This window comes from Synergistaceae bacterium (assembly GCA_012728235.1).
GTDB lineage: Bacteria > Synergistota > Synergistia > Synergistales > Synergistaceae > JAAYFL01.
This window is the reverse complement of the sequence record JAAYFL010000016.1, coordinates 24,519-51,210: the sequence shown is the minus strand read 5'-3', so window position 1 is coordinate 51,210 and position 26,692 is coordinate 24,519. Positions and strand designations below refer to the sequence as shown.

At 37.5% G+C, this 26,692-nt stretch carries 23 protein-coding genes; 13 read left to right on the top strand and 10 right to left on the bottom strand.

What is annotated here, in order from left to right:
• Positions 1-67: 67 nt before the first annotated feature.
• Together hemW and lepA are read right to left on the bottom strand one after the other, a co-directional pair.
• Positions 68-1,201 (bottom strand): radical SAM family heme chaperone HemW, encoded by a 1,134-nt coding sequence (gene hemW, locus GXZ13_01010; GenBank protein NLX74425.1) that lies wholly within the window; start codon positions 1,199-1,201, stop codon positions 68-70.
• A complete protein-coding gene (lepA, locus tag GXZ13_01005) occupies positions 1,201-3,012 on the bottom strand; it encodes an elongation factor 4 (GenBank protein NLX74424.1) in 1,812 nt (603 codons plus the stop codon). Before lepA ends, hemW begins: the two co-directional genes overlap by 1 nt.
• A gap of 156 nt (positions 3,013-3,168) precedes the next feature.
• Between lepA and GXZ13_01000 the strand changes: the two genes are divergently transcribed.
• Positions 3,169-4,281, top strand: coding sequence for a PQQ-binding-like beta-propeller repeat protein (locus tag GXZ13_01000; protein ID NLX74423.1), 1,113 nt, complete (start codon positions 3,169-3,171; stop codon positions 4,279-4,281).
• A 65-nt stretch (positions 4,282-4,346) separates the two neighbouring features.
• On the opposite strand, the gene lysA is transcribed toward GXZ13_01000, so the two are convergent.
• Both lysA and GXZ13_00990 read right to left on the bottom strand, forming a co-directional pair.
• Positions 4,347-5,573, bottom strand: coding sequence for a diaminopimelate decarboxylase (gene lysA / locus GXZ13_00995; protein NLX74422.1), 1,227 nt, complete (start codon positions 5,571-5,573; stop codon positions 4,347-4,349).
• 13 nt (positions 5,574-5,586) lie between these two features.
• Positions 5,587-6,768, bottom strand: a complete 1,182-nt coding sequence (locus GXZ13_00990) for an NAD-dependent malic enzyme (GenBank protein NLX74421.1) — start codon at positions 6,766-6,768, stop codon at positions 5,587-5,589.
• A gap of 526 nt (positions 6,769-7,294) precedes the next feature.
• Here GXZ13_00990 and GXZ13_00985 point away from each other — a divergent pair.
• Entirely contained in the window at positions 7,295-7,927 is a 633-nt protein-coding gene (locus GXZ13_00985) for a hypothetical protein (protein ID NLX74420.1), read from the top strand.
• A gap of 421 nt (positions 7,928-8,348) precedes the next feature.
• A complete protein-coding gene (locus GXZ13_00980; protein NLX74419.1) occupies positions 8,349-8,960 on the top strand; it encodes a cytidylate kinase-like family protein in 612 nt (203 codons plus the stop codon).
• 195 nt (positions 8,961-9,155) lie between these two features.
• Here GXZ13_00980 and hydE read toward each other — a convergent pair whose 3' ends face one another.
• A complete protein-coding gene (gene hydE / locus GXZ13_00975; GenBank protein NLX74418.1) occupies positions 9,156-10,202 on the bottom strand; it encodes a [FeFe] hydrogenase H-cluster radical SAM maturase HydE in 1,047 nt (348 codons plus the stop codon).
• Positions 10,203-10,580: 378 nt separating this feature from the next.
• Here hydE and purS point away from each other — a divergent pair, with 378 nt between their 5' ends.
• From purS to purE, 10 genes are all read left to right on the top strand, one after another.
• Positions 10,581-10,835 carry a phosphoribosylformylglycinamidine synthase subunit PurS gene (gene purS, locus GXZ13_00970; protein ID NLX74417.1) on the top strand — a complete coding sequence of 85 codons (255 nt, stop codon included), beginning with the start codon at positions 10,581-10,583 and terminating at the stop codon, positions 10,833-10,835.
• A complete protein-coding gene (gene purQ / locus GXZ13_00965) occupies positions 10,835-11,548 on the top strand; it encodes a phosphoribosylformylglycinamidine synthase subunit PurQ (GenBank protein NLX74416.1) in 714 nt (237 codons plus the stop codon). The genes purS and purQ overlap by 1 nt, the downstream gene beginning before the upstream one ends.
• Entirely contained in the window at positions 11,548-13,698 is a 2,151-nt protein-coding gene (purL, locus tag GXZ13_00960) for a phosphoribosylformylglycinamidine synthase subunit PurL (GenBank protein ID NLX74415.1), read from the top strand. The genes purQ and purL overlap by 1 nt, the downstream gene beginning before the upstream one ends.
• Positions 13,699-14,156: 458 nt before the next feature.
• Positions 14,157-14,870: a phosphoribosylaminoimidazolesuccinocarboxamide synthase gene (locus GXZ13_00955; GenBank protein ID NLX74414.1), complete on the top strand. Its 714-nt coding sequence runs from the start codon at positions 14,157-14,159 to the stop codon at positions 14,868-14,870.
• A gap of 6 nt (positions 14,871-14,876) precedes the next feature.
• Positions 14,877-16,259 (top strand): amidophosphoribosyltransferase, encoded by a 1,383-nt coding sequence (locus GXZ13_00950; protein NLX74413.1) that lies wholly within the window; start codon positions 14,877-14,879, stop codon positions 16,257-16,259.
• On the top strand, positions 16,252-17,256 hold the full coding sequence (locus GXZ13_00945; GenBank protein ID NLX74412.1) for a phosphoribosylformylglycinamidine cyclo-ligase: 1,005 nt from the start codon (positions 16,252-16,254) through the stop codon (positions 17,254-17,256). Before GXZ13_00950 ends, GXZ13_00945 begins: the two co-directional genes overlap by 8 nt.
• The gene (gene purN, locus GXZ13_00940) at positions 17,253-17,837 is read left to right on the top strand and encodes a phosphoribosylglycinamide formyltransferase (protein NLX74411.1); all 585 of its coding nucleotides are present in this window, start codon (positions 17,253-17,255) and stop codon (positions 17,835-17,837) included. The genes GXZ13_00945 and purN overlap by 4 nt, the downstream gene beginning before the upstream one ends.
• 17 nt (positions 17,838-17,854) lie before the next feature.
• The gene (gene purH, locus GXZ13_00935) at positions 17,855-19,384 is read left to right on the top strand and encodes a bifunctional phosphoribosylaminoimidazolecarboxamide formyltransferase/IMP cyclohydrolase (protein NLX74410.1); all 1,530 of its coding nucleotides are present in this window, start codon (positions 17,855-17,857) and stop codon (positions 19,382-19,384) included.
• A gap of 9 nt (positions 19,385-19,393) precedes the next feature.
• Positions 19,394-20,674: a phosphoribosylamine--glycine ligase gene (gene purD / locus GXZ13_00930; protein ID NLX74409.1), complete on the top strand. Its 1,281-nt coding sequence runs from the start codon at positions 19,394-19,396 to the stop codon at positions 20,672-20,674.
• Positions 20,671-21,189 carry a 5-(carboxyamino)imidazole ribonucleotide mutase gene (gene purE / locus GXZ13_00925; GenBank protein NLX74408.1) on the top strand — a complete coding sequence of 173 codons (519 nt, stop codon included), beginning with the start codon at positions 20,671-20,673 and terminating at the stop codon, positions 21,187-21,189. The genes purD and purE overlap by 4 nt, the downstream gene beginning before the upstream one ends.
• 58 nt (positions 21,190-21,247) lie before the next feature.
• Here the strand turns inward: purE and cysK are convergent, their stop codons facing one another.
• The 5 genes from cysK to GXZ13_00900 form a co-directional block, all read right to left on the bottom strand.
• Positions 21,248-22,162 carry a cysteine synthase A gene (gene cysK / locus GXZ13_00920; protein ID NLX74407.1) on the bottom strand — a complete coding sequence of 305 codons (915 nt, stop codon included), beginning with the start codon at positions 22,160-22,162 and terminating at the stop codon, positions 21,248-21,250.
• Positions 22,163-22,293: 131 nt separating this feature from the next.
• Entirely contained in the window at positions 22,294-23,316 is a 1,023-nt protein-coding gene (gene tsaD / locus GXZ13_00915; protein NLX74406.1) for a tRNA (adenosine(37)-N6)-threonylcarbamoyltransferase complex transferase subunit TsaD, read from the bottom strand.
• A 127-nt stretch (positions 23,317-23,443) separates the two neighbouring features.
• The gene (murJ, locus tag GXZ13_00910) at positions 23,444-25,009 is read right to left on the bottom strand and encodes a murein biosynthesis integral membrane protein MurJ (GenBank protein ID NLX74405.1); all 1,566 of its coding nucleotides are present in this window, start codon (positions 25,007-25,009) and stop codon (positions 23,444-23,446) included.
• Positions 25,010-25,023: 14 nt separating this feature from the next.
• Entirely contained in the window at positions 25,024-25,758 is a 735-nt protein-coding gene (gene lptB, locus GXZ13_00905) for an LPS export ABC transporter ATP-binding protein (protein NLX74404.1), read from the bottom strand.
• A gap of 10 nt (positions 25,759-25,768) precedes the next feature.
• A complete protein-coding gene (locus GXZ13_00900) occupies positions 25,769-26,617 on the bottom strand; it encodes an LPS export ABC transporter periplasmic protein LptC (GenBank protein NLX74403.1) in 849 nt (282 codons plus the stop codon).
• Positions 26,618-26,692: the final 75 nt, after the last annotated feature.

The following is a 26,692-nucleotide window of genomic DNA, read 5'->3' as shown; positions in this document are numbered from 1 at the left end:
AGCTATTCACTTCGTCTTTCAAAACATTTTTCCCCCCAAAAAGCAGCGTGTATTTTACATCATATCACTATATAAGATCTGTCCAAATTATATTTGCCACTCGCATTCCTTTAGCGGTAAGAGCTATGTTCCCTTTTGTAATTTCATATAAATCGTTTGGAAAAGTTCTTAGCGTTTTTATTAGATTTTGTTCATTTAACTCCCCATATTTGTTTTTATAATCATTTCTATTAATCCCTTCGGACATACGCAAAGCAAGGATAAATGCTTCTTTCGATTTTGCATCTAAGGAAAGCCTCTCTCCTGAAACAATCACACTTTTTTTCAAACGCAAAAGCTCAGAATATTCCCTAAAAACACTGGTATTTTTATATCTCCATCCGGAAAGATAACCGGAAGCTCCCAATCCAAGTCCAAGATATTCTCCTTCACGCCAATAATTTATATTGTGTTTACTTTCTCTACCTGCTCTCGAAAAATTTGCGACCTCATATTGCATATATCCTTTCCTAGGTAAATACCATTGTGCCCACCTATAAGGACAATAGCCGTCAGGAAGAGTTTCTTTAGGCATATTCTCCCATGCACTTCCGGGTTCAAAGGAAAGTTGATAAAGAGAAAGATGCTGTACGCCACTTGCAACTGACTCTTTCAACGTTCTACCCCAATTTTGAAAGGTCTGCTTTGGCAGTCCAAACATCAAGTCAATACTAACTGAAAAAGAAGCTGCCAACGCAGCAGATATTGCATTATGAGCTTGGGCTGAATTATGTATTCTGCCCAGTTGTATAAGTTCAGCATCGTCAAAGCTTTGTACCCCCAAGCTAATCCTATTTACACGCCAGTCACGCCAATGGAGCAAGTGTTCCGTTTTTAGTGAATTAGGATTAGCCTCTACAGTAATTTCAGCTTTGGATTTAAAGTCAAAATACTTATCTAAAATTTGCGTTAGTCTCAACCACTGTGGACCTGTTAACGTTGTAGGCGTTCCTCCACCTATGTAACACGTGGAAAAAGTTACACGTCCTAAACGACGGCTCCACCACTCTACTTCTTTTTCTATTAATTCTAAATATAAATCTACGTCACCCTCATTAGGAGTAAAACTATCAAAAGCACAGTAGGGACACTTGTTCTCGCAAAATGGAATATGTAGGTAAAGAGATATATTTCTAAGTCGCGGAACGAAAGGATTCAACATTATTTGTCTTCGGCTTTTGTCACATTCATAAAAGCATAAAAAGCTTCTTGCGGGATAGCTACTTTCCCGACCTGCTTCATTCGCTTCTTCCCTTTTTTCTGCTTTTCCAGTAGTTTATTCTTTCTGGTTATATCACCGCCATAGCACTTTGCTAAAACGTCCTTACGGACTGCCTTTATGTTCATTCGTACTATCACTTTTTGTCCAATTGCGGCTTGTACTGGAATCTCGAAAAGTTGTCTAGGAATAAGTTCTTTTAGTTTTCCCACTACGGAATGACCTCTTTGGTAAGCCTGTTCTGCATGGCAAATAAAAGAGAACGCATCAACCGGTTCATTCTGTAACAAAATATCCACTTTAACAAGGTCGTCTGCTTTAAACCCCATATGTTCATAATCGAGAGAAGCATACCCTCTTGTGCAAGATTTTAACCTATCATGAAAATCGAGAATAAACTCGGCAAGAGGCATATTATAAGTAAGCCGTACTCTTTCCGGCGCAAGATAGTCCATCGCAACATAATTGCCACGTTTCTCCTGACAAAGAGACATTGTTGGACCAACAAATTCGTCTGGTATAAATATGGAAAGTTTTATGTAAGGTTCTCGTGTTTCAGCTATTTTAGCAGGGTCAGGAAAATCAGATGGTCTGTGTGCTTCAATAATATCTCCATTGGTCAACACAACTTGATAAACAACATTGGGAGCTGTTGCTACTAAATCTACATCAAATTCTCTGTTTAATCTTTCTTTTGAAATCTCCATGTGTAGTAAACCTAAAAATCCGCATCGGAATCCAAAGCCCAATGCTACCGAATTTTCAGGTTCGAAGCTTATAGATGAATCGTTTATTTGTAGTTTTTCTAGAGCCTCTCTTAACTGATTGGTATTTTCTCTTTCTACTGGATAGTAACCGCAAAACACAACAGGTTTTACTTCTTTATAACCCGGTAATGCTTCTATACATGGTCTTGTTGCATCTGTTATAGTATCTCCTACACGCGCCTCATCAATTGATTTTATGGTTGCAGATATATAACCAACTTCTCCTGGACCAAGTTCTTCAACCGGCTCCATTGCAGGTCTAAATACACCAACCTCATCAAGTTCGTAATCTCTACCTGTCGCCATAAAACGAATTGTTTTATTTGCTTTTAACACCCCATTTTTGACACGAACATAACAGATTACACCCTTATAATTATCATATACTGAATCGAAAATAAGAGCTTGAAGTGGTGCGTCAGCATCCCCTACAGGCGCAGGCATATCTCTTATAATGCGTTCAAGCACATCAGGCATACCCTCTCCTGTTTTTGCGCTGACCAAGACTGCGTCCTCCGCATCTATACCAATTATTTCTTTTATTTCATGCTTTACTCTGTCGGGCTGCGCAGCTGGTAGGTCCACTTTATTGAGTACCGGAACCAACTCTATATCTAAATCGGCCGCCAAATAACTATTAGCAACTGTTTGTGCTTGTACTCCTTGAGCCGCATCTACAACTAGAACCGCTCCTTCACATGCGGCAAGAGAACGCGAGACCTCATAAGTGAAATCAGCATGGCCCGGTGTATCGATAAGGTTCAATATGTATTCTTCCCCATCTTTTGCTTTGTAATTCATACGAACGGGGACAGATTTTATTGTTATTCCACGTTCTCTTTCAAGCTCCAGCATGTCTAACAGCTGAGCTTTCATGTTTCTTTTTTGCACGGTTTTTGTTTCTTCCAAGAGCCTATCTGCAAGAGTTGATTTGCCATGGTCAACATGTGCTATTATACTAAAATTTCTAATTCTATTCAGTGGCATTTTAGTCACTCCTTCAATTTCATTCTGTATTTTAGCCGATAAATAGCACTAAGTGCAATCATACTTTATATGATATGCATTGAAATAAGAGCGAATATTATTTCATACAATAAAAACATTTCATTTACTATTATGATTAAAGGGGGCCGATCAAACATGAAAAAAATGATTCAAACAGTTTTACTGCAACTTATTAGTCTAGTTTTACTTACCATAGCCAATCCAGCGACTGCATCAGAGTGGCCCATGTTTCGTGCAAACCCCTTGAGAACTGGAACAATTGAGACTAAAAATGCAAACAGTAAAGTAACATTATCAGGAGAAAAAGATTGGTCCTTAAAAATCTCACATTCAATTCAGTCTTCTCCCGCTATATATGAAAACGCGATAATATTTGGGTCGGACGACGGATATATATATTCATTAGATGCTAAAAATAAAAATCTTAATTGGAGTTTCTATGCGGAGAATTGGGTCGTCTCTTCCCCTTCTATTCTTGATGGTAAAGTGTTTGTTGGGAGCTATAATGGCAAAATGTATTGCCTTGATGCAAAAACAGGAAGGATGATTTGGCAATTTACAACTCATAACAGCATTTCTTCTTCTCCTTCAGTTGACGATGAAACTGTCTATTTTGGTTCTCATGATGGCTTTGTTTATGCTGTAAACATTAAAACTGGATGGCAAAAATGGAGACTCAAAACAGAACGTCCAGTACAGGGGTCACCATCAATTGCCAACGGGGTCGTCTATATAGGAAATAACGAAGGCAAACTTTTTGCTATTGACAGCACATCTGGAAAGCTTTTGTGGCGCGCCATCGTAGGTGGTGAAATAAAATCCGCACCCTCAATTAGCGACGGGTTGCTCTACTTTACAAGTCAAGACGGCAAACTATACTGTGCTAAGATAAAACATCAAGCCGTAATTTGGAGCTATGACTCAAAGGCTCAAATAGAAACATCTCCGCTGATACAAAACAATAAAGTTATATTTGGAAATATTGGTGGGTGGGTCACTGCTCTTGATGCGAAGAGTGGCAAGGTTTTGTGGAAGTATAAAGCAAATGAGGCTGTATATTCTTCTCCTGCCGGTATAAACGGCAACATAATCTTTGGTACAAACGATAACAGCCTAATCTGTCTTGATGATAACGGAAAATTCATCTGGAGCACTCCTTTAGATGGCAACATCACCACAGCACCGGCTGTAGCAGAGAATCGCATCATAGTAACAAGCACAGATGGCAAAGTAACGTCCATAAAGTAAAATAGTGAAACAGCGTACTCTTGTAACAAAACACTTTGTTTCACTATTGTTGTTTTATTGCAATCCTAACAGACAGAAAAATTTTGCAATAAGCCCTCAAGTGTGTCACGCTCTCTTATCTTAACAATACTTCCATCTTCTCTTATCAAAATTTCAGGAGGCCTTAAGCGACAATTATAGTTTGAGGCCATGGAATATACGTATGCTCCCGCCGTCATTACTTCAATAATATCTCCAATCTTCACAGGACCAATATCTCTATTGTGAGCTAAGATATCTCCGCTTTCGCATATATTCCCGACCACATGTACTGGCCCTTCAAGATTTACTACTCCCTTGCCTACACTATGGATTTTTATTTCATGATATGAATCGTAAAGCAATGGCCTCATGATTACATTAAACCCTATATCTGTTCCTACATAGTTTTGCCCATAGTTATCCTTTAGTGCTGTAACTCTTCCTAAGATAGAACAACATTCAGCTACTATATAGCGTCCCGGCTCACATTTAAATTGAACGCACTTATTATCATAGGTCTCAATAAACTTATCCAAAATTGGTAGAAACAACTTACTAAATTCATCGAAATCAAATCTACTTTCAGTTGCTTTGTAAGGAACCCCGAACCCTCCACCAAAATCAATAAAATTTAATCCTGGGAAGTGTTCCCTCACCAAATTTAATAAGTTCTCAGCCGCTTGAATATAAAGAGTGGGCTCAAGAAACAACGAACCTATATGCTGGTTTACGCCGACCAAGTCCAGATGATGTTTTTTTATTATCGCTTTCACTTCTGCCCAAAATTCTGCCTGAACGCCAAACTTTGTGCCTTCTCCTGCAGTTATAACTTTTTTGCTATGGCCCGCACCAATTCCGGGATTAAATCGAACGGCAACTCTACCACCTCTGTTTATCTGTCCGTACAATTCAAGTTGAGAGAGAGAGTCTACACTTATCAATATCCCTTTATCTATTGCATACTGCATTTCTTCTTGTGTAACATTATTGCTTATATAGAAAATCTCTTCCGAAATAAATCCTGCCTGTTCAAGCAAAAAAATTTCTCCGGGAGACATAGCATCTGCCCTAAGTCCCTCTTCTTTTATTATTTTTAGCAGCGATATATTATTGTTCGCTTTGACGGAATAGCTTGGGAGGATTTTCCCTCTAAATGCACCTATAAGATCTCTGCATCTTTCTCGCAAAATCTTTTCATTGTAAACATATACAGGCGATCCGTATTTATTTATTATACTTTCTGCTGTTAAAGAATCAACAAAGCTCTCCATTTCTTTTCCCTTTCTAAATCCGAGCCACACCAGTTTCCCTTGCTGCTTTTGAAACAGCATTCGCTACTGCCGATACTACTCTGACATCTAACACATTCGGGATTATATAGTCTTTGGTTAGCTCTTCATCGCTAATTAACTCTGATAAAGCTCTAGAGGCCGCTAATTTCATTTCTTCGTTAATTTCTCTTGCTCGTACATCGAGTGCACCTCTGAAAATTCCAGGGAAACCGAGACAGTTATTTACTTGGTTTGGATAGTCGCTACGACCTGTAGCTACCACAGCAGCTCCTGCAGCAATTGCATCTTCGGGAAAAATTTCTGGTATGGGATTTGCCAGCGCAAACACTATCGCATCTTGGTTCATCGTTTGAACCATTTCACTTGTTAATATCCCCGGAACAGAAACACCTATGAATACGTCTGCTCCTCTGACAACATCCGCTACACTTCCGGTTAACTTATAGGGATTTGTTATTCTAGAAACTTCTACATGAGAGTCCCTAAGCCCATCTATATCACTTGATGAGATTGCTCCTTTTCTATTACAAACGATAACATCCTTTGCTCCTGCAGAGAGTAAGTATTTTGCGATACAAATACCCGCTGCACCAGCACCACCCATAATTATGCGAACATCCCCAATTTTTTTCCCTACTAAGCGCAATGCGTTATGTAAAGCGGCAAGGCAGATTACAGCTGTTCCATGCTGATCGTCATGAAATACTGGAATATCAACTTTTTCTTTCAATTTTTTTTCAATTTCAAAACAACGAGGAGCAGAAATATCCTCTAAATTTATGCCCCCAAAAGATGTCGATATTTTGGAGACTATATTAACGAATTCATCAACGTCTGTTGTTGTTACAGCAAGTGGAATAGAATCTATGCCTGCGAATCTTTTAAACAAACAACTTTTGCCTTCCATAACCGGCATACCTGCAGCAGCTCCAATGTCTCCTAGTCCTAGTACAGCGGTTCCGTCTGTTATCACAGCTACGAGGTTATTCTTTATCGTTACATCCCACAATAATTCGGGGTTTTCTTTAATTGCCCTACAAGGCTCTGCCACTCCGGGAGTATATACAAGAGCCAAATCCTCCATTGTATCTACAGTTTTCCTACAAGATACACTCAACTTTCCCTTAAGCTTCTTATGCAAATCTAAAGATCTTTTATATATATTTTCCGACATATTACTCTCTCCTTTGTTACACATCATCACACATCCTCTAACTTAAAGAAGTTTAGCTTTTTATACTCTTATTTGCAAGAAAATTTGTTTTTTCGTAGACATTTAAAATTCCTAATAAAGACTTAATATAATGAATTTTGCAATTCTGCAATTCAATTAATTTTATAAAAGATCTGTTGTAATGAACATCATTTTAACGTTAAATTTGCGTATCAAGGACAATACTTCTTAGTAAATATAACAATGACCATACAACAAAAATATCCCGTTTCTATAATATCAGCTAAAAGCACATATTACGAACAGACACTAATTAACTGCTTATAATCTGCCTCTACTATTAATGAGGTTTACAAAAAAGGGGATAAATAGTAAAATTTGACTTGAGTTTACAACACTTGTATATATTGTCATTAATAGACAAACCACATTGAAGATGCTATTAGCCTTTAATGTTTGTGTTATGTTTAATCGAAGTGTTTTTGTTGTCTGCAAAAAATATTAAATAAGAAAGTTGGAAGATTAGATGAGAGACAAATATAAGGGATCAGCTCCTTTACTTGCACTCGGAGTCATCTTTATAACTATGGTAGTTGCTGTGATTGCGATGGCAGCTACAAAGAATAAAGAAATTAATATAGTGGATTTACCAGAAAATATAACTGGTTTAAAAGCAGAAACAAAAGCCCATCCACGTCTACAACAACTTATAATAAACTACTATGACATACAAAAAGAAGATTATAAGAAAACAAGATATTTCTATAATTTCGTAGATTTAAACTCTGACGGCAATAAAGAAATATTTGTAGTTATAATGAACCCTTTTACAAGTGGTACTAATAGAAACAAAGCCCTTTGGGTTTTTGAAAATGATGGAGAGCTTGAAGTTAGACAAGAATTCACTCTTGTTTCTACTCCAATAATAATAAGCAATAATATTACTAAGGGCGTCAGAGATTTAATTTTCTCCTATCATGATGAAGGCACTAATCCAAAATACTCAGTCCTTGCTTGTAATGGAGGACACTTCCCCCTTATTTCAAACGGAAAAATGTTAGATTCTCTTGATGGAGTTGTAGGAGAAGCTATTATCGCAAACGATATAATAGCAGAAACCGCAGCCGGCAATTTAGGACTTACTTTAGACGCAAACTAAGCACATTTTGGATATAAAATTCCAAATAAATAACAGCTATTAAGTACTCATTTATAAGTGTCATTTCAAAATTAGAGACAGCCGAAACTGTCTCTAATTTTTATAAATAAAACGAATCCGGCTTTTATATTCTAACTACAGCAAGCTCATTCAAAGGCAGTATTCATTTGCTTTATAAGCTCTCGCATGATATCCTTGTACTATGGCTTTAGCGTGATAGACGTGTGATGTAGTGTGTTTTTTTACGAATATGCTCCTTCTTATTAAGAATAATTTAAAATATTTTTGACAAATACAAAAACCTATCACGCCTTATATCGCAGAAATGCTTTAAATAGACAGTCGCATACATCTCAAATGAAAACAAAAATAGACGGCTTTATTTGGGTTATTTATTATACGTAGAATTGGAGGTTTTTAAATGAATATTCGAGTGATTACCGTCAGTCGCGAGTTTGGAAGCGGAGGACGCACAATAGCTAGAATGATTGCAAACAGTCTTGGTATAAATTATTATGATGGAGAACTTGTGACTAAAATTGCAAAAGAAAGTGGTCTTGCGGAAGAGTTCATTCAAGAGTCAGGTGAGTACGCTTGTACTACAAATGAGTTTTTCTTCAATATTTCAAATTGTAAGGATAGTTCTAGTCCTTCATTATCTGACCAACTGTTTGTTATTCAAAATAACATAATCTCCGATTTAGCGCAAAGAGAAAGCTGTGTAATTGTTGGTCGTTGTGCTGATTTTATACTAAAGGAAAGGAAAGACTGTTTACATACTTTTTTCCACGCAGATATGGCTTTCCGAGCCAAGAGAATTACTCAGTTATATGGAGAAACAAAACATTCTCCATTCCAGCGTTTAGAAGAAAAAGATAAAAAACGTTCCGTATACTACAAATACTATACTGGCAAACAGTGGGGTTTAGCACAAAATTATCACATCTCACTAAATACAGGAGTGGTTGGAATCAATCAATGTGCAGAGTTTGTGGTGAATATAGTAAAAAATGCACATAATATAATCTTATAAAATATAAAACTTGAGCAAAATGAGCGTAAGACCAATCGCCTGTTATTTTAAATACAAGGCTCTTGCAGAGATTTCACGAGAACCAGATTAATACAAAAAATATAAACGGAGGCAGAAAAACACCAGCCTCCGTTCATTTATAATTTATTCTATTCAAATATTTCAATGTATCAGAATCACGAAAAAACTAGAATTTTATCGTTTGATATAATCCCCGCGATCCACAGGGACTGTATATCCTATTCTCTTTAATTTCTCTATTATTAATATTGCGTTCTCGTCATTTTCGTTTGTTGTACCCTTTTTATTATCATATAGAAGATAGTTTTTTCTTGCTTTATAAGGTGTTAAATTAGGCATTACCACATTAGCCCCTGATAGAACTCCCAGCTCTATACCATAATCATCTAATGTACTTAAGGCCGTCGTTGTGGGCAGCAAGACATCCGGCAACATTAATCTTATGAGACTGAGTAAAAATAAAGTTAATTTTGCACTTCCTGCTTTTTGAGAATGAAATGGCGTATCCTTATGCGGTATAAACGGACCGATACCAATCATAGCCGGAGAAAACTTTTTTATAAATAATAGATCAGCAACTATATTCTCATTTGTCTGATATGGAGAGCCAACCATAAAACCACAACCGGTTTGGTAACCAATCTCTTTTAGATCATAAAGACAGCGTGTTCTGCTCTGTATGCTGAACTCTTTTGGGTGAAGTTTTTTATAGTGACTAGACGAAATGCTTTCGTGCCTTAAAAGGTATCTATCCGCTCCGGCGTTAAATAATTTTTTATACGATTCCTTGCTTTTTTCTCCTAATGATAAGGTTACTGCACAATCAGAAAAGCGTGTTTTTATTTTTCTAATTATCTGCACTACTAACTCATCTGAAAAAAATGCGTCTTCACCTCCCTGCAGAACAAAAGTACGAAGTCCCTGTTTATATCCTAGCTCACAACACTTGATAATATCTTCAACTGAGAGGCGATAGCGCTCTGCCCTTTGGTTCTCTCTTCTTATGCCACAATAAAAACAATTTTTATTACAGAAATTGGTAATTTCTATAAGTCCTCTTAAAAAAATCTTATTATCAAATATATTTTTTGAAACTTCTACTGCTTTTTGAGCAGCATATTTTCTATCATCCTCATCAAAAGTCGCAATTAGTGATATAAGATCTTTCTTACATAGCTCTTTATTCTCAGCTAAAAAATCTATTGTTTTAAGATTATTCATAATACATACCCTTCTTGCTTTCTCCTTGAAGTTGTGCTCATTCTGCATATAATTAGAATAATAGGTGTTCTTAACTCAGAATACCATTTATTAAATTATTTCTCAAAAACTATTGCTATAAACATTAGTACTCGCAAATACTAACATTGTCACAGCTCTCCGACAAGGTTAACAATATTTATTCTTTTAAAAAATAATGATGAAAAAATATATTAAATTCGCTCCACGTATGACACACAAAAGCCGATAATTACTATGTTTTTAAAACATCAACAAGTTATAAAATACATTGACATTTATTGTAGAACGATATATATTTTCAACTCTAGGTATCGTTTATAAACTTTAAACATATAAAAATTCAAGGAGGCCATTTTTATGATTTTTGAGGCTGCAATTCATATCACACCACGAGAAGGGGTTCTTGACATCCAAGGTAAAGCGGTAAAAAAAACTCTAATACGCATGAATTATTCTAATTTACAAGAGGTAACGGTCGGGAAGATTATTAAACTAAAATTAGAGGCAGAGAATATTGAAAGTGCAAAAAAGTCTACAGAGTCAATATGTAAAGACTTGCTTGTTAATGAACTAACAGAAACATATTCTGTCTCAATTGAGAACTTAAGTTAATGAAAACCTCAGTTATTGTTTTTCCAGGCAGTAACCACTATTCAGATGTCGAACGTGCCGTATCTGAAACATTAGATATACAAGTTGACTTTATCTGGCATGAAGAAACATCCCTTCCTAACAAGCCAGATCTTGTCATTTTACCAGGAGGAAGCTCATATGGTGACTATCTCCGAGGAGGAGCTCTCGCCTCACGTTCTCCTATAATGAATGCCGTGAAAGAACACGCGAATTCTGGCAAAATGCTCCTAGGTATTAGCAATGGTTTTCAAATACTAACAGAAACGCACTTACTTCCCGGTAGCCTCATGCCTAACGAGTCTCTTCGTTTTATTTGTAAAAAAACATATTTAAGAATTGAGCAAACTAAGAATATTTTCACGCAAAAATATAATAGCGGAGATATTGTTCAATTCCCTATAGCGCATTATCAAGGTCTTTATTTCCTACCCCCCAAAGAACTTCAAGAATTAGAAGAAGCAGAACAAGTCGTATTTAGATATGCTGATCCTTTGACAGGCAATGCGGGAAGCGAATTCGCACCTAATGGCTCACTAAACGGAATAGCTGGTGTTTGCAATAAAAATGGCAACGTTTTGGGACTAATGCCCCATCCGGAACGCGCTACCTTCCCACATTTAAATGGTGGTGCAGATGGAATTTCATTCTGGAACTCCATTTTTAATGCTTTTACTGAAAGAGGTGGATTTTAATGGATTTTCAAAAGGTTGGACTCTCTAAATCTGAATATGACTCTATTTTAAAAATTTTAGATAGAAACCCTAATCACCTTGAATTAGAACTTATAGGGGTTATGTGGTCTGAGCATTGCAGCTATAAATCAACACGTCCACTATTAAAAACCTTCCCTCAAGAGGGAAAGTATGTTCTTCAAGGGCAGGGTGAAAATGCCGGTGTCGTTAATATGGGCGAAGGATGGGGATTTGCTTTTAAAGTAGAAAGTCATAATCATCCTTCTGCAGTAGCGCCTTTTCATGGAGCTGCAACCGGAATTGGCGGGATTATGAGAGATATCATAGCAATGGGGGCTCGACCTTCCGTCGCAATGGACGGGCTCTTCTTAGGAGATCCTCAACTTAAAAAAACACAAACTCTTGCAGAAAAAATAACAGATGGCACAGCCTTTTATGGTAACACTATCGGTATTCCTATTGTCGGTGGAAAAACATTTTACTCTCCCTCTTTTAATGACAATCCTTTAGTAAACGTCTTTGGAGCAGGATTTGTTCGTCTTGACAAAATAACTAGTTCACAAACAGCCAATCCAGGAGAAATTGCAGTTATACTCGGATCAAAAACAGGAAGAGACGGTATTGCGGGAGCTTCATTTGCTTCTCGCGAATTAGACGATGTGGCACAAACACATCAAACTAATATCCCAATTGGCGACCCTTTTGAAGAAAAACTTATTGTAGAGTGCTGTCTTGATATTCTTGAAAATAATCTTATAACCTCAATGCAAGATATGGGAGCTGCGGGGATACTTTCTTCATCTAGTGAAATAGCACAAAAAAGTGGATGTGGCATTGATATACAAGTTCTTAACATTCCTTTGAGAGAAGAAGGCATGGAGCCTTGGGAAATATTTTTATCAGAAACACAGGAACGTATGCTCCTTATTGTAAAAGAAGAAAATTTAAATGAAGTGTTTGCCATAGCAAAACACTACGGATTAGATTGTGATGCGATAGGCACATTAACAGACAATCTGCTTTATAGAGTGTTCAAAGGTGAGGAAGAAATCGCAAGTTTGCCCATCGATATTCTAGGAGAGACACCTGTCATAAACTGGCCTTCAACTGAACCAGAAGACCTAAAAAAACGTCAAGAAATTGACTTCGGATCCTTAGAAACTAGTTCTCCTTTAAATGATCTACTTGATTTATTACGTCACTCAAATGGAAGAAGCAAACATGAAATTTGGGAACAATTTGATTCTATGGTTCAGCTTAACACCATAATGGGACCAGGCTCACCCGTAGCTGCCATAGAAGTCCCTGAAACCAAACGGGCTTGTTTGATGGCCATGGAGGCGGAACCCTGGAAGTGTTTTACAGACCCCTACTTAGGTGCAAGTGAAACAATGGCTTCTTCTTTACGCAAAATCTGGCTTTCTGGTGCAGAAGCACTAGGCATGACTAACTGCCTTAACTTCGCTTCCCCCGAAAAGCCTGAAAAGTTTTATGAACTTGAATATTGTATAAAAGGACTTGCAGATACATCACGTGAACTTGGCTGTCCCGTTGTTTCTGGTAACGTTAGCCTTTATAACGAAACTCCGCTGGGGTCCATTTATCCTACCCCACTGGTGGTTACTGCAGGGTTGATACTTAACAGAGATAATATTCTCAAATCAGGAAAAACGAAAGAGTCTGATAAGATTTATCTAGTTGGAAACATAGACGGATCACTAGGGGCCTCGCGTTACCAGAAAATAAAAAACAAAAAACCTTTAGGTAAAACTGTTGAACCTAATTATTTAAATGAGAAATTGTTCAAAGAACGTGCAATACAAACAGCTCATAAAAAAACGGCAAATTCGGGGAGAGTCATATCTGGCGGCGGCATAGCTGTAGCTTTAGCCAATGAAGCTATTGACTCTGAAATAGGTATGAAAATTGACCTTAAACCACATACGACAATTGAATCCCTTCTTTTCTCAGAGGGGGGAGCGCGTGCTGTATATTCTGTTCCAGAAGAAAATTCTACGGAATTTGAAATGATATGGGAAGGATTTCCTTTCCTCTGCATTGGTAGAGCAACGGGAAAATCTTTTTCATGGGATAACATTTTTTCAGTTTCTCTAGAAGAAATAACAAAGGCTTTTAATAGAGAGGAATAAGAATGCCCCGGATATTCTGTTAACACTTTAATAACTTTGGTTTAATTAAAAATTAGAGCTTCAAATAATTATAACTAGGCTTCATCATGCTTTAAACCAACACAATTGCTCTTAATTTAAACTTTATACCGAAAAAACATTTTAGTTATTTTTTTGAAAGACATGTAATAGCTCATATTTAATTAAAAAGTGTTTATAGACAGATATTATTCTTAGATTTTTATTTACACTCATGAGTGCATTTTAAAAATGTTCTTTGTGAAGTTATTTGTTCTCAATACATTAGTGGTAGAATAAAAATATCCTTGTGGACACAGTTTAAAAACTCTGAGCAAGACATGTTGTTTTTTGCTTATACAAGAATATTAAAAATACATAAGGGATAGAAACTTGTTGGAACTTTGCTGATTGATTATTAAAAATATTGATATATAGCGTTTCTTAAGGAGAGGTTAAATATGAGTGTTGAAAAAAGAGATTTTATCTATGAAGGAAAAGCAAAAAAATTGTTTACTACCGATGATCCCGACCTAATTATTGTCGAATACAAAGACAGTTTTACTGCCTTCAATGGCCAAAAAAAAGCTACCATGGAAGGCAAGGGAGAACTTAATAATAAGATAAGTTCAAAGCTATTTGAGTACTTGGCAGCAAAAGGTATTGAATCCCACTTCGTTCGCAAGGTAGATAAACTTCATCAAATTGTTAAGCGGGTAGATATTATTACTCTTGAAGTAATTGTCCGTAATATAACAACCGGTTCGCTGTGTAAACGTATTGGAGTAGAAGAAGGATTGGTGCTAAAACATCCACTCATTGAGTTTAGCTATAAAAATGACGAACTTGGAGATCCTCTCATAATTGAAGATTATGCAATTCAATTTGGTTGGGCTACGGAAGAAGAAATTAGAAAATTAAAGGAAGTCTCATTGCGCGTAAACGAGACTCTTAAAGAGTTTTTTCTTAAACGCGGAGTAACTCTCGTGGACTTTAAACTTGAATTTGGGAAAGACTCCTCCGGAAATATAATATTAGCCGATGAAATCTACCCTGATACGTGTCGTTTTTGGGATAGCTCGACAGGGAATAAATTAGATAAAGACCGCTTTCGTAAAGATTTAGGTACGGTGCTTGACGCTTACAGAGAAATTTGGAAACGAATTTCGGAGTAATCTAGTATGAGTGGAATATTTGGAGCTTTTTCAACTACCGGTACCCCCGTTTTAGAGGAAGTCTATCTCGGTTTATATGCACTACAGCACAGAGGACAAGAAGCAGCTGGAATTGCTTGGCCGGACAATGGACGAATAAGCTCTTCACGCGGACAGGGTCTATTGCATGATGCGCTAAGCCAACAAAAACTTGCTGAGATTTCTGCACACAGTGCTATAGCACACGTAAGCTGTTCCCCTCTTGATTTATCTCAACCTCAAAACATCTTGCCTCTCAGTGCAAACTACGCCAGAGGGCTCATAGCCATATCACACGATGGATGTATTACTAATTTGTCAGACCTTACAAAAGAACTTGAAGAACGCGGATCAATTTTTCATTCAGAAACAGACTCAGAGGCTATTTTACACTTGATTGCACAAGAAGCACAAATGCAACCAATCGAAGCCTTAGTCTCCTCTCTTAAAAAGCTTAAGGGTTCTAGTGCGCTTCTTGTTTTACTCGAAAACGAACTAGTTGCTTTTCGAGACCCATGGGGGTTTAAACCTCTCTGTCTTGGACAAAAAGAGAACACCTACTATCTTGCTTCTGAATCATGTGCGTTAGATATTGTTGGTGCGAAATTAATAAGAGATATCAATCCGGGCGAAATTGTTATTATTAATAAAAATGGAATAAAAAGCCTTGACATCCTAACACCGAATAATACAAAACGTCGGATGAAGTGTTCCTTTGAATATGTTTATACTGCAAGACCTGATAGTGTTATAGACGGACGCTCTGTGTATAAAGCCAGGAAGGAAATGGGCAGGAGACTCGCTATTAAAGCTCCCTGTCCTGAAGCAGATATCGCAGCAGGAATGCCAGACAGCGGTACCATATCTGCAATTGGTTATTCAGAAGAGTCAAAAACACCTTTTGAATTAGCGGTAGTACGAAACCGCTATGTAGGACGTACTTTTATACAACCAACCCAAAAGGTTCGAGAACTAGGTGTAAAAATTAAACTAAACCCCATATCTGACGTTTTCAAAAATAAAAAAGCGGTTATTATAGACGATTCTATAGTTAGAGGGACAACTGCACAAAGTATTATTTCTATGATTAGAAATTCAGGAGCAACTGAAGTTCACCTTAGAGTCTCTTCTCCACCTGTGATATTTCCATGTAAATATAGCGTTGATTCTAGAAAAGAAAAAACTTTGGCCGCAGTAAAAATGTCTTTAGAAGAGTTATGCAAAAAAATCAATGCCGATTCCTTGGGGTATTTAACAGAGGAGGACTTGGTAGAATCCATCGGCATCCCAAAAGATCAGCTTTGTACGGCTTGTTTTACAGGCGAATATCTACAAGAAGATATAACAAACAAGGAGCGGGACAATGAATAAAAAATTAAGCTACGAAGATTCTGGAGTAAGTATCTCAACTGGTGACGCTTGGGTTAATGTAATCAAAGATTTATTAAAAAAACGTCCTAAATCCGAAAACTTACTTGGAACAGTAGGAGGATTTGTTGGTCTCTACAATATTGGTGCTGGACAATGTATTGCGTCTTGTTGCGATGGAGTTGGAACAAAACTGGAATTCGCAAAAGAAACCGATTCCTATAGACAACTCGGACAGGACTTAGTAGCTATGAACGTCAACGATTTAGTTACAATCGGAGCACGCCCACTCTTTTTCCTAGATTACATAGCATGCGGGAAATTGAATATAAACGTTTTAAAAGAAATAGTTGAGGGAGTACTTGATGCTTGCGATGAAAGTGGCTGTGCTCTCTTAGGAGGAGAAACTGCTGAAATGCCAGGAGTATACAGTCAAGACGGATTTGATCTCGCTGGATTCTCCGTAGGGTTAGTAGACCAAGATAAAATTATTGATGGGGAAAAAATTGAAAAGGGCAACATTATTGTAGGATTAAGCAGTTCCGGAGCACATAGTAATGGTTATAGCTTGATAAGAACCGCTCTTGGTAAAAACGGACTCAACGTAGACCTCAATACAAAACCAGAAAATTGGGAAGAAACTATAGGTGAAGCAGTTATGAAACCGACAAAACTCTATGTTAGAGCTGCTTCCAAAGTGATAAAAACAGGGAAAATAAAAGGAATGGCACATATTACCGGAGGAGGCATGTATTCGAATATTATTCGTATATTACCCGAAGGACTTGATGCTGATATAGACTTTAGCTCTTGGAAAAGACCGAGAATTTTCGATCTCATACAGAGTGCGGGAATTGACGAAGATGAGATGAGAAAGGTATTTAATTTAGGTATAGGCTATATTTTTGTTCTCAATATAGGGGATTTTGATGAAATAGCTGAAGTACTTTCAAAAGTTGGAGAAAAGCCCATTATCATTGGTAAGGTAGTTAAAAAATGACGTTTCCAAAGATAGCCATCCTTATTTCAGGAACGGGATCTAATATGGAAAGCATCGTAAAAGCATGTAAAACAGGAGAATTAAAAGCAGAAGTAACTTTTGTAGGAAGCAGTTCATCCAGTGCTAAGGGGCTACAGACTGCTGCTTCTTATGGAATAGACACTTGTGTGTTTAACTATAAAAGTTTAGAGCGTGAGAAGGCAGAAAAAGAAATTATTGAAAAGATTATAAAAACCAACTCTGAGTGGATTATCCTTGCAGGATTTATGCGAGTATTATCTCCTGCGTTCGTTAAGCGTTTTACCGGAAAAATAATCAATATACATCCATCTCTTCTACCCTTATTTCCTGGAGCTCATGGTATAGAGGATGCGTGGAATTCCGGCATAAAGGTTTCAGGTGTCACCATACATATCGTTGATGAAGGCGTTGATACAGGCCCCATACTAGCGCAAGAAAAAGTATTAAGACTACCTAATGATACAATAGAGTTATTTGAAGAACGTATACATCAGACGGAACACATGCTCTACAAATCAACGCTAAAAAAACTCTTTGCTGAGAATAAAAAAAATAAATAATATCGGAGGAATAGCACATGCTGGAAACCAGAAAGGCCCTTATCTCAGTTTGGGATAAAACGGGTATAGTTGAACTAGCTCAGGGATTAGTCGCACATGGATATGAAATAGTCTCAAGTTCCGGTACTGCTAAACATCTTAGGGATGGGGGTATATCAGTCACCGAGGTCGTAGATTTAACTGGACTTCCTTCAATATTAGGAGGAAGAGTTAAAACTCTTCATCCTGCAATTATGGGAGGCATTCTCGCAAAACGCGGCTGTGCACAGGATAATGAAGACCGTAAAACTCATAAAATACCCTTAATTGATGTAGTAGTTTGCACTCTTTATCCCTTCGAAGATACAGCTAAGAAGAATGCAGATTTAGATGAACTAATTGAAAAAATAGATATCGGCGGTGTTTCTCTTTTAAGAGCGGGAGCAAAAAACTATTATAGTGTAACAGTTTTATCTGATATTGAAGATTATCCCGCCGCTCTTGAAGAATTAAAGAAAAATCAAGGTTTTACTATAGAATTTAATCAGAAAATGGCACTAAAAGCTTTTGCTACTACCGCAAATTATGATGCAACTATATACAAAGGCCTATTTCGAGAAGTAGGAGCGGAAGAAGGCCCCTCTGAAAATAAAATAATTTCATTACACAAAATCCAAAATCTTCGTTATGGTGAAAATCCACATCAAAAAGCAGAATATTTCCTTCCCACTCTTGAGGAGTCTCCATTTGAACAGTTTTCTGGAAAAGAACTCTCTTATAACAACTTACTCGATTTAGACACTTTGTTACGCGGCTGTTCTATTTTTCAAGATAACTGTGCTTGTGTAATTGTAAAACATACAACTCCCTGTGGCACAGCAAAAGGGAACAACTCTCTTGACGCATTTAGGAAAGCCCTAGATTGTGATCCCATCTCCGCTTTCGGTGGAATAATAGGATTTACACGTTCTGTCGATATGGAGACCGCAAGTGCTATTACAGAAACATTCTTTGAAATAGTAGCTGCTCCTTCGTTTGAAGACAAGGTTATTGAATATTTTAAGGAAAAGAAACCTAATCTTCGTGTTCTGGAAATTTCCCCCAAATACACCCCTAAATTACAAGTTACTGGTAATCGAGTAGGATTTCTAATCCAAGAGGACAAACTTCCCGCTTTTCCACAAGAGGAAATGGGCACATGGGTTGGCACTCCTAGACCTGACCTTTGGGACGATTTACTTTTCGCCTGGAAAACAGCTGCAATAACAAAAAGCAACGCTATTTCTATTGTGAAGAACGGATCTGCTCTCGGAATAGGCGGTGGTTTTACGAACAGAGTCGATGCGGCAGCATATGCTTTAAATCTTGCAGGAGAGAAAGCCAAAGACGCTGTGTTGGCATCGGATGCATTCTTCCCCTTTGCCGACACTGTTGAACTCGCAGCAAAAGCTGGCATAGTAGCTATTATTGAGCCAGGCGGCTCAATACGAGATAAAGAAGTCATGGAGCGTGCGGAAGAGCTTGGCCTGAGTATGTTCATTGGCGGGACCCGTACGTTTAGGCATTAGGGTAAAATCATGAGAATTATGGTATTAGGCGGTGGCGGTCGCGAACACGCAGTAATACACGCCCTATCAAAATCAAAAATAACAACCGAACTACATTGTTGTCCCGGAAATCCTGGCATAGCGAAACTTGCCAAATGTCATATTGGAGATCCTTGTAATCCGGCAGAGATGTTAACTTTATGTAAAAGCAACGGTATTGAGCTGGTTTTTGTTGGACCTGAAGCTCCACTGGTAGCTGGTACGGCAGATATTTTACGAGAAGCTGGCATTCTAGTTATGGGCCCCAGCATGTTGGGAGCTCGTTTAGAAGGAAGCAAAGCCTACTCAAAACAATTTATGGCCAAATATAAAATTCCAACTTCTTCTTTTGATCTTTGTACTGATATTGATAGTTGCAGAAAAGCTTTAAAAAAACGTTCTGCACCATATGTAGTTAAAGCTGACGGATTGGCTTCAGGAAAAGGGGCTTTTCTTTTAGACACGTTCGAAGAAGCTATGAATACCTGCGCAATGATGCTCGAAGACTTTCTACTTGGAGTTGCAGGCAGAGTTGTAATAATCGAAGATTTCGTTCCTGGACAAGAAGCTACGGTTCTTGCTTTGACAGATGGTAAAACAATACGAGTTTTACCATCAAGTCAAGACCATAAGAGAATTTTAGATGGTGATAAAGGTGATAATACTGGCGGTATGGGAGCCTATTCTCCCGTTCCTTGGGTAGATGACAAATTTATGAAAAAAGTTACCCAGGAAATCCTTCAGCCTACTCTCGATGGTTTAGAGATAGAGGCCATCCCATTTTGCGGTGTAATTTATGCTGGAATTATGGTATCTCCTGATGGCTCACTTTCCCTCTTAGAATATAATGTCAGACTTGGCGACCCTGAGGCTCAGGTAGTCCTTCCTGTTTTTGACGGAGATTTTGGAGAGGTTATTCTCGCCTGTACTCAAGGGAAGCTAAACGAAATTGATTGGCCAACTCCCAAACTAAATGCGTTAGGCGTTGTAATGTCTTCCGGTGGTTATCCAAATCAATTTGAAAAAGGGTTTGAAATAATAGAATCTTTTAATTCCATACCCTCCACATACGTTTATCATGCGGGAACAAAGCTTGACAGCGAAGGGAAATTAGTCACAGCTGGTGGGAGAGTATTGACTGTTGTAGGCATAGCAGAAACACTTCAAAAAGCGAGAGACTTAGCTTATAAGCGCGTTGAGTCAATCTCTTTTAAGAATGCCTTTTATAGAAAAGATATTGGAGACAAGTCTTTAAAGGGGGTAATTAAATGACAGAAGCAAAAATAGGAATAATTATGGGGTCTGTGTCTGATGCAGAGATTGTAAAGAATGGCATCTCTGTTTTGGAAGATCTTAACATCCCCTTTGAAATAGCTATCGCGTCTGCTCACAGAACACCACAAGATGCACAAAACTATGCGAAAAATGCTCAATCCCGTGGCATAAAAGTTCTTATAGCTGTAGCCGGTCTTTCAGCTGCACTTCCAGGAGTAATTGCCGCTGCAACAACCCTACCTGTAATAGGTGTTCCCATAAAGGGAGGGGCTATGGATGGCTTGGATGCCATGCTTTCAATAACACAAATGCCTCCAGGAGTACCAGTTGCTTCCGTCGGACTTAATGCAGTAAAAAATGCTTGTCTACTGGCTGTTAGAATTTTAGCAATAAGTGATTTAGAAATTAGAGAAAAGATTGAAGATTGGATAAAAAAAGAAGCTAATAAAGTTGTCCAAAGTCGAAAAAAAATAAGTGGACTACTCTTGGCTCCCGAAGATTCATACAAATAATACATAAGACGTCTTTTACCTAAACGAAGGAGACCTCTTATGTATTTAGTTATTCTCTTTATTCTTCAGAGTATATACTTAAATATTTATCTCCTCTATCGGGTTGAATTGTTACTACTGCTGTATTCTTAGAAAACTTTTTTGCTATTTCAATAGCAGCCCACACATTCGCTCCAGTAGATATTCCACTAAAAATCCCCTTCTCAACCGCAAGCATTTTTGCTGTATCAAAAGCATCTTCATCATTTACCGTCATAAAGCGCGATACTATGCTAGCGTCTAATATTTTGGGCAAAAAATTGGCACCTATTCCTTGAATCTTATGAGGCCCAGAATATCCTTTAGTTACCAAAGGGCTAGAAGTTGGCTCTACTGCCACAATTTCTATTTTTGGATATTTCTTAAGCAACGCTCTCCCTACACCTGAGATTGTCCCCCCAGTGCCAAACCCCGATATAAAAGCGGCTATTTTTTTATTTTTAGGCATTTGATTTATGATTTCTGGCCCTGTAGTTTTCTCATGTGCCCAAGAGTTTCCCGGATTTGAAAATTGATCTAGCATTAAGGCATTTTCTTTAGTTTTAAGAATATTCTTCGCCGCTACAATAGCACCTTGCATTCCCTCTGCAGCCGGAGTTAAGATTATCTCGGCTCCATAGGATTTTAATATTGTTCGTCGTTCGATTGACATGGATTCGGGCATCGTTAAAATAACTTTAAGACCCAGAGCTCTCCCAAGTAAAGCTAATCCTATTCCAGTATTTCCGCTTGTCGGCTCAACTATTAACGTATTACTTTTTAGCTCTCCTCTACTTTCAGCTCTTCTTAACATTCCCCACGCGGCTCTATCCTTTATAGACCCCCCCGGATTGTTCCCTTCAAGTTTTATATATATCTCTGCTCCTTCTGTATCTAGGGACAACTTATATAGGGGTGTATTCCCAATAAGCTTTAATAATTCAATCGAATCCACTTTGTTGTATGGTTTATAAATCAAAGATTGTACATATCTTTTAAAGCTCATTTTACTCCTCCTAAAATACAATTATTTTATCTATTCTCTGTTCTACATATAAATTTGTTTGCTAATAATCCCTATTAGTATTACCAGATTGTCCATGATGGATTTGGTGAGAAAGACAAATCACTTTTAATTCCTCTATCAAACATGTTATATCCTGCAGCTGCTATCATAATAGCATTATCCGTACACACCATTTTCGGCGGCAAATACAATTCCCAGTTATTTTTCTCGAAAAGATTCTGTAAATCTTCTCTAAGTCTTGAATTAGCTGCCACACCACCAGAGATAGCTACTTTATGTACCCCAGTTTTATTAATAGCTAGTAGCAATTTACCAATAATAGAACCTACAACTGCCTTCTGAAAGGATGCACATAAATCATTGGTATCTATTTTCCCCTCTGTTTTTTCCAATTTATGTATTAATGTAATTGTTGCTGTTTTAAGACCACTAAAACTAAATTCAACATCCTGTGTATCGGAGAGAGGCATAGGGAGTTTATATCGATCAGGGTCCCCTGTCTTTGCAAGCTCATCTATTGCAGGTCCACCCGGATAACCAAGGCCAAGAACCTTGGATATCTTGTCATATGCTTCTCCTGCAGCATCATCTCTGGTACTACCCAGTAATATATAACTACCAAATTCTCTTACCAAAATAATTTCTGTATGTCCTCCAGATACTATAACTGAAAGAAAAGGAGGTTTTAAATCCTTATTAGTCACAACATTAGCAAACAAATGCCCTTCTAAATGATTGACTGCTACAATAGGAACATTCCATCCTTGGGAAAGCGCTTTCGCCGTCATTACTCCTACCAACAAAGAACCCATTAAACCCGGACCAGCAGTTACCGCTATTAAATCTATCTCTTTTGAAGGTTTTGTTATACCTGCTTTAGAAAGGACCTCTTTTAGTAAGGGAATTATTGATTCTTGGTGCATTCTAGAAGCCAATTCTGGCACAACTCCTCCGTACAGAGAGTGCTTAGAGGTTTGGCTTGCAAGGAGAGAAAAAATGACATCATATTGTCCTTTTAGTATAGCTATTCCTGTATCGTCACAACTAGATTCAATACCTAACGTCAAAAAATTATTTTTCATTATATAATTTCTCCAATGTTTAAACTTATCTATGTCAAAAATAACCTCTTGTTTTTGACAAACTTAAAATAATCATTTAGTTGCATCAAGCTTTTATTGAGTTTAATATTTTTTTACTGTTTCTGTTTTATTTAGATTCACTTTTTATTGCATCGTAAACCCATTGCCACTCAGTACATTTCAATGACAATGTAGACAACATATATGTTATAAAAGCGATAGATATTGCGGAAACAATCCAAATAGATTTGTATCCGAGTCCGCCGCTCAATGGATAACTAAAGTATTTCTTAAATATTAAAATAGTGAAAATCATTAAAATAATTGAAACTGCCATCTTGAGAACCCAATCTCTGGTGAAAACACCTAGTTTTTCCTTTAAGTTGCGAGAAAGAGCCCAAGCTCCGTAAATCCCGGAACACGTAAATGCGATTGCTGTAGCTGCGGCAAGCCCCGCATATTCAAAATTTAATACATAAGTAAGAATGAAGCTTGCACAAAAATTAACACATACTGTTACTGCTGTAACATTAAGTGCCCCTTTGGGCATTTTTCTTGCATACATGGCTCGCAAAATTACGGTACTACATGCCATCCCTGGCAATCCTATACCATAAATAGCAAGAGACACTGACGTTGCGTGCCATGCCCATAAAGAGAAAGCACCTCTATAAAAAAGCAAATTTATTATTTCTTCAGAAATTAAAAAGAGACCAAATGCTACCGGAAGAACAACAAATAAGCTAAATCTTAGTGCATCTCTTATGAAATCACGAAAAGATTCTGTGTCTTCGGCATCATGTCTTGAGAGTATTGGTAATACTGCCTGAGAGATTGCGATCACAAAAAGACCTAAAGGAAGTTGTAGCACTCTGTCGGCATAGTTTAAAACTGATATCGAACCACCAACTAGGAAAGAACCCATTATTCGGCTTATTACAGGATTTACTTGATTTAGAGAAAGTCCCGCTGCATAAGGGAAGAACAACGTCATCATACTTTTTAATTCTTGATTATTTTTTTGTGGCATCGCTGGTATCAGCTTTATACCCATTTTCTTACACCAGTACCACTGCACAAGCATCTGACATATACCTCCGATTAAAACGGCGGTGGCTAAATTCCATATCGTCAAGTTTTTCATAAAAATGATTAGAAAAAGGATATAGGCAAAATTACTAACTGCAGGGGCAATCGCAGGAACAAAAAAACTTCCCATACTGTTTAGGATGCCCATTGCCAATGCGCCTATAGAAACAAAAAGTAAAAATGGAAACATATATCTTGTAAGTGCAATGGCTAAAGTTCTATCTTCTGCAACAAATCCTGGGGCCATAATTTTTACGAGTAAGGGAGCTAAGAATATGCCCACTAAAATAACTAGAGTCGCTCCAAAAATAAGAACGGAAAGAGACTGTTTTGCCAAATTTTGTGCCTTGTCTTTTCCATCAAAAGATAATGTTTTGGAGAAAATAGGGACAAATGAAGCAGAAAGTGCACCTTCTGCCAATAGTTGTCTTGATAAGTTGGCTAACGTATAAGCTATATAAAACGCATCTAACTGTCTTGTAGCACCAAAAAACGCTGCTGTAAACATTTCTCGGGCAAGTCCTAGAATCCGACTTAATGAAGTCCCTAGCATCATAGTTATAGCATGACGAACCATGCCGGAAAGTTTTTCGTTTTTTTTCATTTTAAGCCTTTCTTTTACCAGGAAAAGTCTTGACCCAAATAGAACTTTTTAGCCTGTTCGTTACTTGCTATTTCTTCCGGAAGCCCCTCTAGAAAAACTCGGCCATCATGTATTAAAAAAGTCCTGTCGGTTATAGAAAGCGTTTCACGTACATTATGATCAGTTAGCAATATTCCATATCCGCGTTCTTTTAAGTTACTTATAATATTCTGTAAATCTTCTACTGCTATGGGATCTATACCACTAAAAGGCTCGTCCAACAGTATAAAAGAAGGCTCCAATGCAAGACATCTTGCAATTTCTACGCGACGTCTTTCGCCACCTGAAAGAGAAATACCCTTAGTGTCTCTCAAATGGGCTATTCCATAATCCTTCATCAAGGATTCTATTTTTTCTATACGTTCATCTTCTAAAACCCCATTTGACTCCAGTACAAGGTCTAAGTTTTGATAAACGGTTAGCGTTCTAAATACGGAGGCCTCTTGCGGCAAATACCCCAAACCTGCTTTTGCTCTCATGTACATTGGAAGTTGAGTCACATCTTCTTCACCAACTGTAACTCTCCCACTATCAGGAATAATACGCCCTATTATCATATAGAACGTGGTACTCTTGCCAGCTCCATTGGGGCCAAGCAGACCTACAATTTCTCCTTTTTTGATAGAGATAGAAACATCGTTAACAACAGCACGATTGTTAAAAGTTTTTGTAAGATGATCTGCCCTTAGTATTACTTCTTTATTTTTCATAAGCTGTTTCTCACTCTTTCTTCTTCTTTTCATCAGAAAGATCAAATACCATCTGCGTGTTTCCAATTGCTTCTATATTTTTTGTGTTTTCATAAAGTATAAATCTATCGGCATTTGCTGTTTTACCATCGCTTCTAACCATCTTAGCTTTTCCACTTACAATTACCGTTCCCCTTGCTTTAGAATATTCAGCCAAATCTCCTGTTACAACACTTTTTACTCCATCTGCATCAATATAATCTATAGTTACAAAAGATCTTGCAATGGCAGTTTGTATTTCATTATCCAACAGGGTGCCATCGATTGTTTCAGCTGCAAATCCAATCTTTTGGGACATATCTTCATACCTTATGACTCTTTTCCCCCAAAAAGTCGATTCTGTACGACCTGCCTCAGTTGCTTTTAGAATTTTATTTTGAAAAATCCCGTCTACATTTCCACGCGCCAAATAATTTGTTGTTTCTGTTTCCCAACGCACATACTCAGCTCTTAATCTGTCTTTTGGCTCCCTTGTCAAAAGAACCTTGCCAAACGCCTCTACAATGTTGTTATTTTTTTCCGAAGAATTGACCCATTTAACCGAATCAGCCTTCATCTCCGCCTTGTCTTCCGGGAATTCCCCTCTTACATTGCCTTTTATAGTAAACTCAAACGTTTCAGTATTGCCCTGCGCTATTTCTCCCCACATTGTGGCTGTTTCTTTTTTTATTACTACATTACCTTTGGCCTCTGCCTTTTTGGTATTTACATTATATGAAATGCTATCCGCTTTCAAACTTCCAGTCTCAGCATTAGCGACTGAAAGTTGTAAAATTAACAAAAATAAAAGCGAACATAATATTCTACTTTTCTTTAACATTAGTTTATTCCTCTTTTCAAAAAGGGTATAAAGATTAATTTTAACAGACATACATAATAATAGTTCAAAAGTTCT

Bases quoted from the DNA above. Each gene is read 5' to 3' on its own strand.
- hemW (NLX74425.1), bottom strand. From the start codon at position 1,201: ATGTTGAATCCTTTCGTTCCGCGACTTAGAAATATATCTCTTTACCTA.
- lepA (NLX74424.1), bottom strand. From the start codon at position 3,012: ATGCCACTGAATAGAATTAGAAATTTTAGTATAATAGCACATGTTGAC.
- GXZ13_01000 (NLX74423.1), top strand. From the start codon at position 3,169: ATGAAAAAAATGATTCAAACAGTTTTACTGCAACTTATTAGTCTAGTT.
- lysA (NLX74422.1), bottom strand. From the start codon at position 5,573: ATGGAGAGCTTTGTTGATTCTTTAACAGCAGAAAGTATAATAAATAAA.
- GXZ13_00990 (NLX74421.1), bottom strand. From the start codon at position 6,768: ATGTCGGAAAATATATATAAAAGATCTTTAGATTTGCATAAGAAGCTT.
- GXZ13_00985 (NLX74420.1), top strand. From the start codon at position 7,295: ATGAGAGACAAATATAAGGGATCAGCTCCTTTACTTGCACTCGGAGTC.
- GXZ13_00980 (NLX74419.1), top strand. From the start codon at position 8,349: ATGAATATTCGAGTGATTACCGTCAGTCGCGAGTTTGGAAGCGGAGGA.
- hydE (NLX74418.1), bottom strand. From the start codon at position 10,202: ATGAATAATCTTAAAACAATAGATTTTTTAGCTGAGAATAAAGAGCTA.
- purS (NLX74417.1), top strand. From the start codon at position 10,581: ATGATTTTTGAGGCTGCAATTCATATCACACCACGAGAAGGGGTTCTT.
- purQ (NLX74416.1), top strand. From the start codon at position 10,835: ATGAAAACCTCAGTTATTGTTTTTCCAGGCAGTAACCACTATTCAGAT.
- purL (NLX74415.1), top strand. From the start codon at position 11,548: ATGGATTTTCAAAAGGTTGGACTCTCTAAATCTGAATATGACTCTATT.
- GXZ13_00955 (NLX74414.1), top strand. From the start codon at position 14,157: ATGAGTGTTGAAAAAAGAGATTTTATCTATGAAGGAAAAGCAAAAAAA.
- GXZ13_00950 (NLX74413.1), top strand. From the start codon at position 14,877: ATGAGTGGAATATTTGGAGCTTTTTCAACTACCGGTACCCCCGTTTTA.
- GXZ13_00945 (NLX74412.1), top strand. From the start codon at position 16,252: ATGAATAAAAAATTAAGCTACGAAGATTCTGGAGTAAGTATCTCAACT.
- purN (NLX74411.1), top strand. From the start codon at position 17,253: ATGACGTTTCCAAAGATAGCCATCCTTATTTCAGGAACGGGATCTAAT.
- purH (NLX74410.1), top strand. From the start codon at position 17,855: ATGCTGGAAACCAGAAAGGCCCTTATCTCAGTTTGGGATAAAACGGGT.
- purD (NLX74409.1), top strand. From the start codon at position 19,394: ATGAGAATTATGGTATTAGGCGGTGGCGGTCGCGAACACGCAGTAATA.
- purE (NLX74408.1), top strand. From the start codon at position 20,671: ATGACAGAAGCAAAAATAGGAATAATTATGGGGTCTGTGTCTGATGCA.
- tsaD (NLX74406.1), bottom strand. From the start codon at position 23,316: ATGAAAAATAATTTTTTGACGTTAGGTATTGAATCTAGTTGTGACGAT.
- murJ (NLX74405.1), bottom strand. From the start codon at position 25,009: ATGAAAAAAAACGAAAAACTTTCCGGCATGGTTCGTCATGCTATAACT.
- lptB (NLX74404.1), bottom strand. From the start codon at position 25,758: ATGAAAAATAAAGAAGTAATACTAAGGGCAGATCATCTTACAAAAACT.
- GXZ13_00900 (NLX74403.1), bottom strand. From the start codon at position 26,617: ATGTTAAAGAAAAGTAGAATATTATGTTCGCTTTTATTTTTGTTAATT.